Here is a 7579-nt window from a genome sequence, read left to right as displayed (position 1 = left end):
TACGCCCAGAAAGGCGTGCGCTGCCACTACCTGGCGAACATCGACGGCAGCGAGTTCCACGGCCTGACCCAGAAGCTGCGCGCCGAAACCACGCTGTTCATCGTGTCGTCGAAATCCTTCAACACCCTCGAAACCCTGAAGAACGCCCAGGCCGCCCGCGCCTGGTACCTGGCCCAGGGCGGTTCGGAAGCCGAGCTGCACCGCCACTTCATCGCCGTGTCGAGCAACAACGCGGCGGCCGTGGCGTTCGGCATCCGCGAAGAGAACATCTTCCCGATGTGGGACTGGGTCGGCGGCCGCTACTCGCTGTGGTCGGCCATCGGCCTGCCGATCGCCCTGGCCATCGGCATGTCCAACTTCAAGGAACTGCTGTCCGGCGCCTACACCATGGACCAGCATTTCCAGAGCGCCCCGTTCGAGCAGAACATGCCGGTGCTGCTGGCCCTGCTGGGCGTGTGGTACGGCAACTTCTGGGGCTCGCAGAGCCACGCGATCCTGCCGTACGACCACTACCTGCGCAACATCACCAAGCACCTGCAGCAGCTGGACATGGAGTCCAACGGCAAGCGCGTGCGCCAGGACGGCAGCGCGGTGTCCACCGACACCGGGCCGGTGATCTGGGGCGGCGTCGGCTGCAACGGCCAGCACGCCTATCACCAGTTGCTGCACCAGGGCACCCAACTGATCCCGGCCGACTTCATCGTGCCGATCGTCAGCTTCAACCCGGTGTCCGACCATCACCAGTGGCTGTACGCCAACTGCCTGTCCCAGAGCCAGGCCCTGATGCTGGGCAAGACCCTGGCCGAGGCCGAAGCGGAACTGCGCGACAAGGGCATGAGCGAAGAGCAGGTGCAGAAGCTCGCCGCGCACAAGGTGATCCCGGGCAACCGTCCGAGCAACACCCTGGTGGTCGAACGCATCAGCCCGCGCCGCCTCGGCGCCCTGGTGGCAATGTACGAACACAAGGTCTTCGTGCAGAGCGTGGTCTGGGGCATCAACGCCTTCGACCAGTGGGGCGTGGAACTGGGCAAGGAACTGGGCAAGGGCGTCTACAACCGCCTGGTCGGCAGCGAAGAGAGCGCCGCCGAGGATCCGTCCACCCAGGGCCTGATCAACTACTTCCGCGGCCGTCACCGCGGCTGATCCGGCGCATCGTCCGCAGAGCCTGTCCATGACGGTCTCTGCGGGCAAAGGCAATCCCCTGTGGGAGCGAGCCTGCTCGCGATGGCGATGGAACATTCAACTTTGATGTTGGCTGATCCGACGCCATCGCGAGCAGGCTCGCTCCCACCGTCGTTTTTGTCATGGCTTGAACCTCTCGGGCTCTCGGCGCATCTTTATTCCTGTCGCACAACAAGAATAAGGAACCGTCATGTTCGATATCAGCACGTTCCCCAAAGCCGATGCCGTCCGCCGGGCCGCACAGTTGAGTCAGGACGACTACCAGCGCCTGTACCGCGAATCCATTGAACACCCCAGCACCTTCTGGGCCGAGCAGGCCAACCGTTTCCTGGACTGGAGCGCACCGTGGCAGACCGTCCAGCGCTATGACCTGAAGACCGGCGAAGCCTCCTGGTTCGCCGGGGCGAAGCTGAACGTCAGCCACAACTGCATCGACCGCCACCTGGAACGGCGCGGCGACCAGACCGCCCTGCTCTGGGAAGGCGACGACCCCGCCGAGTCCGCCCAGATCACCTACCGCAAGCTCCACCACCACGTCTGCCGGCTGGCCAACGTGCTGAAGGGCCGCGGCGTGAAGAAAGGCGACCGGGTGTGCATCTACATGCCGATGATCCCCGAAGCGGCCTACGCCATGCTGGCCTGCGCGCGGATCGGCGCCATCCATTCGGTGGTGTTCGGCGGCTTCTCCCCGGACTCCCTGCGCGACCGCATCCTCGACGCCGACTGCCGCACCGTGATCACCGCCGACGAAGGCGTGCGCGGCGGCAAGTTCGTGCCGCTCAAGCACAACGTCGACAAGGCCCTGCAAAGCTGCCCGAACGTCGGCACCGTGGTGGTGGTCGAGCGCACCCAGGGCAAGGTGGACTGGACCTCAGGCCGCGACCTGTGGTATCACCAGGCGGTGCGCGAGGTCAGCGACGACTGCCCGCCGGAGCCGATGGACGCCGAAGACCCGCTGTTCATCCTCTACACCTCCGGCAGCACCGGCAAACCCAAAGGCGTGCTGCACACCACCGGCGGCTATCTGCTGCAGGCGGCGATGACCTTCAAGTACGTGCTCGACTACCGCGACGGCGAAGTGTTCTGGTGCACCGCCGACGTCGGCTGGGTCACCGGCCACAGCTACATCGTCTACGGCCCGTTGGCCAACGGCGCCACCAGCCTGATCTTCGAAGGCGTGCCGAGCTATCCGAGCACCTCGCGGTTCTGGCAGGTGATCGACAAGCACCACGTCAACATCTTCTACACCGCGCCGACCGCCCTGCGCGCCCTGATGCGCGAAGGGGCCGACCCGTTGCAGGAAACGTCGCGGCAAAGCCTCAGGCTGCTCGGCAGCGTCGGCGAGCCGATCAACCCGGAAGCGTGGGAATGGTATTTCAACGTGGTCGGCGAGCAGCGCTGCCCCATCGTCGACACCTGGTGGCAGACCGAGACCGGCGGCATCATGCTCAGCCCCTTGGTCAGCGCCCAAAGGATCAAGCCGGGTTGCGCCACCCGGCCGATGTTCGGCGTGCAGCCCGTGCTGCTCGATGAGCACGGCAAGGAAATCAAGGGCGCCGGCAGCGGCGTGCTGGCGATCAAGTCCAGCTGGCCGGCGCAGATCCGCAGCGTCTACGGCGACCCGCAGCGGATGGTCGACACCTACTTCAAACCCTACCCCGGCTACTACTTCACCGGCGACGGCGCCCGCCGCGACGAGGACGGCGACTACTGGATCACCGGACGCATCGACGACGTGATCAACGTGTCCGGCCACCGCATCGGCACCGCCGAAGTGGAGAGCGCCCTGGTGCTGCACGACAGCATCGCCGAGGCGGCGGTGGTCGGCTATCCCCACGACGTCAAGGGCCAGGGCATCTATGCCTTTGTCACGCCCATGAACGGCACCGAGCCCGACGATGAATTGAAGAAGGAACTGCTGGCCCACGTCAGCAAGGAGATCGGCAGCTTCGCCAAGCCGGATCTGATCCAGTGGGCGCCGGCCTTGCCGAAAACCCGCTCAGGCAAGATCATGCGCAGGATCCTGCGCAAGATCGCCTGCAACGAGCTCGACAGCCTCGGTGACACCTCGACCCTGGCCGACCCGAGCGTGGTGCAGGGCCTGATCGACAAGCGCCTCAACCGGTAGCGGCGCCGGCGCGGCCATTCGGCCGCGCCGCCCCTGCACTGACCTCATCCGTCGAGACCCCATGGAATTCATCCGCCACCGCATCGAAAGCCAGCTCATGAGCCTGACCGGGCTGTCCCTCGGCCAGCTCGACCTGGAAAACCCCAAGGGCGATCCCGGCCTGTTCGGCCCCGACTCGATCAGTTGGCAGGTGCACGGCGATTTCAGCAGCATGCTGATCGGCGGCATCGCCGCACTGTTGCTGCAAGCCCTGCACCCGCTGGCGCTGGCCGGGGTGTGGGACTACTCGAACTTTCGCCAGGACATGCTCGGACGGTTGCGCCGTACCAGTCAGTTCGTCTCCGGCACCACGTTCGGTTCGCGCAAGGACGCCGACTGGCTGATCGAAAAGGTGCGCACCATTCACCTGCAAGTGGTCGGCACCGCTCCGGACGGTCGGCCCTACGCGGCCAGCGATCCGGATCTGCTGACCTGGGTGCACGTGGCGGAGGTCAGCAACTTCCTCGCTGCCCACCTGCGCTACCGCAATCCGCAGCTGTCCCTGGCGGACCAGGACCGTTACTACGCCGAGATCGCGGTGATCGCCGAGCGGCTCGGTGCGCGGGACGTGCCCCGCTCGCGCGCGGCGGTGGCCGAGTACCTGCAGCGCATGCGCCCGCAGTTGCTGTGCGACGGGCGCAGCCGGGAAGTCCTGCGCCTGCTGCTCGACGCGCCGGCCCCCAGCCTGCTGGCCCGGCCCTTCGGCGACCTGATGATGAAGGCCGGCATCGACCTGCTGCCGGACTGGGCCAGCGACATGCTCGGCGTGCGCCAGAACCCGCTGCGCCGCCAGCTGATCCGCGCCAGCGTCAACCGCAGCGCGCCGATGCTGCGCTGGGCCATGCGCAACGGCTCGGTGCAGCGGGCCCAGCGGCGGATGGGGCTGCTGCCCTGAGCCGAAGCCCTCTGCGGCGAGGGTGCTTGCAGCCTCGCCGCAGGCCGTCGGCAACGCCCCAACAATGATAAACTCCCGCGCCCCCATTCCCTCCAGCAAGGCGCCCGCATGTCTTCCTTGAACCAGGCGCTGCGCGCCGCCCTCGACCAACGCCAGGACCTGCTTGCCGAGCTGCACGGCCAGGGCACCGATTGCTACCGCCTGTTCCACGGCAGCCAGGAAGGCGCCGGCGGCCTGACCGTCGACCGCTACGGCCCGCAACTGATGGTGCAGAGCTTCCACCAGACCCTGGAGCGCGACGCCTTGCTGCACCTGCACGAGACCGTCGACCAGACCCTGGGCCTGGAAACCCTGCTGGTCTACAACGACCGCTCCCGCGGCAACTCGCGGATCGACCGCGACGACCCCGTCTACCGTGCCGACGACGCGGCGCTGGCGGATCTGGTCGGCCACGAATGGGGCCTGAACTACCGCGTGCGCGGGCGCCACGCCGGGCAGGACCCGCTGCTGTTCCTCGACCTGCGCAACACCCGGGGCTGGGTCAAGGACCACGCCAAAGGCAAGCGCGTGCTCAACCTGTTCGCCTACACCTGCGGGGTCGGCCTCAGTGCCGCCGCCGGCGGCGCAAGCGAGGTGTGCAACCTGGACTTCGCCGAGGGCAACCTCGCGGTCGGCCGCGAAAACGGCCAGCTCAATCCGCAACTGCCGGCCATGCAATTCATCCAGTCGGATTACTTCCCGGCGATCCGCCAACTGGCCGGGCTGCCGATCACCCAGCGACGCGGGCAGAAGCTGCCGGGCTATCAGCGCCTGGAACAGCGCCAATACGATCTGGTGCTGCTCGATCCGCCGGCCTGGGCCAAGAGCGCGTTCGGCACCGTCGACCTGCTGCGCGACTATCAGAGCCTGCTCAAGCCGGCCCTGCTGACCACCGCCGAAGACGGCGTGCTGATCTGCTGCAACAACCTGGCGAAAGTCAGCATGGACGACTGGCGCGAACAGGTGCTGCGCTGCGCGGAAAAGGCCGGGCGGCCGGTGCGTGAGTGGACGGTGATGACGCCGGGCCGGGACTTCCCGTCCATGGACGGACAGCCGCCGCTGAAGACCCTGATTCTCCAGCTGTGAGATCAGCTTCGGAAATTTCCCACAGAAAAATCTGAACAATCCTGGCCACGGGCAATTACTTCGGAACCGCAATCGCGTGCCATACTCCAAGGCACTCCGATTCAGACAGATGAAGCCGCACATGCCCAAAGGATTGATTCGCGCGATTGGCGCCCTGTTGACCGCTCTGGCCCTCTACAGCCTGCTGGGGTTTCTGATTCTGCCGGGCATTGCGTTACGGGTCGCCAACCAGCAACTGGCCAACTACGCCACCGTGCCGGCGCATATCCAACGCATCGAACTCAATCCGTTCAGCCTTGAACTCACCCTGTGGGGGCTGGTCATCGGCGAGCCGGGCAAAGAGCAGGTCGGCTTCGAGCGCCTCTACGCCAACCTGCAGCTCGACAGCCTGTGGACAAAGGCCCTGCACCTGGCCGACATCGAGCTGGACAAACCCAAGACCGAAATCCTGTTCGCCAAGGACGGCCAGCTCAACCTGCTCGGCCTGTTCAAGGTACCGGCCAGCGAACCCGCGCCGGCCGACCCCGACGCCAAACCGTTCCCGCTGCGCATCGACCGCATCAAGCTGGCCGGCGGCGCCGTGCATTTCGAGGACGCGCGCCCGAGCGAGCCGATCGAATTCCTCTACGACGCCCTCGACTTCGAACTGAAGAACCTCAGCACCCTGCCCGAAGACAGCGCCGACATGACCCTGGTCGCCGTCGGCCCCGCCGGCGGGCGCATCGACTGGAGCGGCAACTTCAGCCTGATCCCGATCACCTCCGAGGGCACGCTGAAGATCACCGACGGCAAGATGAAGGCCTTCTGGCCTTACGTGCGCGACGCCGTGCCGCTGGTGCTGGAAGACGGCGTGGTCAGCCTCAGCACCGACTACAAGCTCAACCTCTCCAAGGAAACCGAGCTGCTGCTGAACAACGTCGCCGTCAGCGTCGCGCCGTTCGCGATCAAGGCCCCGGACGGCCGTCCGCTGGCGAAGCTCGAACGTCTCGACGTCAGCGAAACCACGGTGGACCTGGCCAAGCAGCAGGTGGTGGTCGGCAAGATCCGCAGCCAGAAGCTGGAGACCTGGGCCGCCCGCGAGGCCGACGGGCAACTGGACTGGCAAAAGCTGTTCGCCGGCCAGCCGTCCAAACCGGCGGCCAAGGCCGCCGCCGAACCCAAGACCGCACCGGCCGCCGCCGACTCGCCGAAGGTACCGCCAGCGCCGGCCAAGCCCTGGCAGGTGCTGCTCAAGGACGTGCAACTGCGCAATTACCAGGTGCACCTGGCCGACCGTCAGCCGCAGCCGCCGGTGGCCCTGGAGGTCGGCCCGCTGAACCTCGACCTGCAGGACTTCGACAGCCTCAACGGCTCGCCCTTCAGACTCAAGCTCGACACCGGCCTGGGCAAGCAGGGCAAGATCAGCGCCGACGGCGTGGTCAACCTGGCCCCCGTCACCGCCCAGCTCAACGTGAAGACCCAGGACATCGACCTGCGGGTCGCCCAGTCCTACATCACCCCGTTCATCCGCCTGGAACTGCGCAGCGGCATGCTCGGCAGCGACCTGAAGGTCAACCTGAAAAGCACCGAACCGCTGGCGCTCAGCGTCACCGGCCGCGCCCAGGTCGATCAGCTGCACACCCTCGACACCCTCAAGACCCGCGACTTCCTCAAGTGGCAGCAGGTGGTGGTGGAAGGCCTGAACTACCAGCACGGCGACAGCCTGTCGATCGACCGGATCAACCTGTTCCAGCCCTACGCGCGGTTCATGATCAACGATGACCGCACCACCAACATCGACGACCTGCTGGTGCCGCAGCCCGCCGATTCGGCGGCGAAGCCGGCCGCCGCCAAGCAGCCGTCCGGAGGCGACAAGCCGCTGGGCATCCACATCGGCGCCATCGCGATCAACGACGGCTCGGCCAACTTCGCCGACTTCAGCCTGACCCCCAACTTCGCCACCGCGATCCAGCAGTTGAACGGCCAGATCGGCACCATCGACAGCCGCCAGGCCAAGCCCGCCAGCGTCGACGTCAAGGGCAAGGTAGACCGCTATGCGCCGGTGACCATCAAGGGCTCGGTCAACCCGTTCGACCCGATGGCCAGCCTCGACATCGCCACCAGCTTCAAGCGCGTCGAGCTGACCACCCTGACCCCCTACTCCGGCAAGTTCGCCGGCTACCGGATCCGCAAGGGCCGGCTCAACCTCGACCTGCACTACCTGATCACCA

At 66.4% G+C, this 7579-nt stretch carries 5 protein-coding genes; all 5 read left to right on the top strand.

Going from position 1 to position 7579, the window contains the following annotated elements:
• On the top strand, positions 1 to 1143 hold a 1143-nt coding region (gene pgi, locus ACIP0B_RS27385; protein WP_400838114.1), incomplete at its 5' end, for a glucose-6-phosphate isomerase.
• A gap of 229 nt (positions 1144 to 1372) precedes the next feature.
• On the top strand, positions 1373 to 3310 hold the full coding sequence (gene acs / locus ACIP0B_RS27380) for an acetate--CoA ligase (RefSeq protein ID WP_400838111.1): 1938 nt from the start codon (positions 1373 to 1375) through the stop codon (positions 3308 to 3310).
• A gap of 61 nt (positions 3311 to 3371) precedes the next feature.
• Positions 3372 to 4244: an oxygenase MpaB family protein gene (locus ACIP0B_RS27375; RefSeq protein WP_400838108.1), complete on the top strand. Its 873-nt coding sequence runs from the start codon at positions 3372 to 3374 to the stop codon at positions 4242 to 4244.
• A gap of 108 nt (positions 4245 to 4352) precedes the next feature.
• Positions 4353 to 5369, top strand: coding sequence for a class I SAM-dependent rRNA methyltransferase (locus tag ACIP0B_RS27370; RefSeq protein WP_400838105.1), 1017 nt, complete (start codon positions 4353 to 4355; stop codon positions 5367 to 5369).
• 109 nt (positions 5370 to 5478) lie between these two features.
• Positions 5479 to 7579, top strand: a 2101-nt coding sequence (locus tag ACIP0B_RS27365; RefSeq protein WP_400838102.1) for a DUF748 domain-containing protein, incomplete at its 3' end; no start/stop codon positions are given.

Origin of the sequence: Pseudomonas sp. NPDC089534, assembly GCF_044749305.1 — a bacterium.
Classification (GTDB): domain Bacteria; phylum Pseudomonadota; class Gammaproteobacteria; order Pseudomonadales; family Pseudomonadaceae; genus Aquipseudomonas; species Aquipseudomonas ekonensis.
This window is presented reverse-complemented; position numbering and strand designations above follow the sequence as displayed.

Bases quoted from the DNA above. Each gene is read 5' to 3' on its own strand.
- ACIP0B_RS27375 (WP_400838108.1), top strand. From the start codon at position 3,372: ATGGAATTCATCCGCCACCGCATCGAAAGCCAGCTCATGAGCCTGACC.
- acs (WP_400838111.1), top strand. From the start codon at position 1,373: ATGTTCGATATCAGCACGTTCCCCAAAGCCGATGCCGTCCGCCGGGCC.
- ACIP0B_RS27370 (WP_400838105.1), top strand. From the start codon at position 4,353: ATGTCTTCCTTGAACCAGGCGCTGCGCGCCGCCCTCGACCAACGCCAG.